The sequence below is a fragment of the Mycobacterium sp. 1423905.2 genome (assembly GCF_001673155.1).
Taxonomy (GTDB): Bacteria; Actinomycetota; Actinomycetes; order Mycobacteriales; family Mycobacteriaceae; genus Mycobacterium.
This window is the reverse complement of the sequence record NZ_LZLE01000136.1, coordinates 1-960: the sequence shown is the minus strand read 5'-3', so window position 1 is coordinate 960 and position 960 is coordinate 1. Positions and strand designations below refer to the sequence as shown.

The 960-nt window shown below is 61.9% G+C and carries 1 protein-coding gene; it reads right to left on the bottom strand.

The genetic code is table 11. From position 1 onward, the window contains the following. A partial coding sequence (locus A9W95_RS07750) for a sulfate/molybdate ABC transporter ATP-binding protein (protein ID WP_067410435.1) occupies positions 1 to 960 on the bottom strand: 960 nt, incomplete at both ends.

Genomic DNA, 960 nt, shown 5'->3' with positions numbered 1-960 from the left:
CGGTGTCGCCGTCGCGCAGGGCCAGGGCTTCGGCGTCGCCGCGGGTGATCTGCGCGGTGAACGGAGTGTCGGTGGCGGTATTGGTCAGCTCCACTCGCACCTCGAAGCCCAAGGTGACGACGCGATCGACGGTGGCCCGGACGACGCCGATGGAGTCGGCGCTGCCGTCACCCCCGGCAATCGCCATGTCCGGTTTGCGGCCCACCCGGATGTCATGCGGGCGCACCAACGCACCATTGAGCGCCGACACCGCCCCCAAAAACGACATCACAAACGCATTGGCCGGAGCGTCATAAACCTGGGTCGGCGTACCGACCTGCTCGATACGACCCTTGTTGAGCACCGCGATCCGATCGGCCACATCCAACGCCTCAGCCTGATCATGGGTCACCAACACCGTGGTCACATGCACCTCGTCATGCAACCGGCGCAACCACGCCCGCAAATCCTCACGCACCTTGGCATCCAACGCACCAAACGGCTCATCAAGCAACAACACCTGCGGATCCACGGCCAACGCCCGCGCCAACGCCATCCGCTGACGCTGACCACCCGAGAGCTGATTGGGATAGCGCGTGTGAAAACCGCTGAGCCCCACCACCTCCAACAAATGGTCAACCTTGTCTTTGATCTCCGTCTTGGGCCGCTTGCGGATCTTCAACCCATAAGCCACGTTGTCACGCACCGTCAAATGCTTGAACGCCGCATAATGCTGAAACACAAACCCAATCCCACGCCGCTGCGGCGGCACCCGGGTCACATCCCGCCCGTTGATCGTCACCGTCCCACTATCGGGCTGATCCAACCCGGCAATAGTGCGCAACAACGTCGACTTGCCCGACCCACTGGGCCCCAACAACGCCGTCAACGACCCACTGGGCACCACAAAATCCACATGATCCAACGCCACAAAATCGCCATACTGCTTATACGCATCACGCACCGTGATCGCATAGTCAC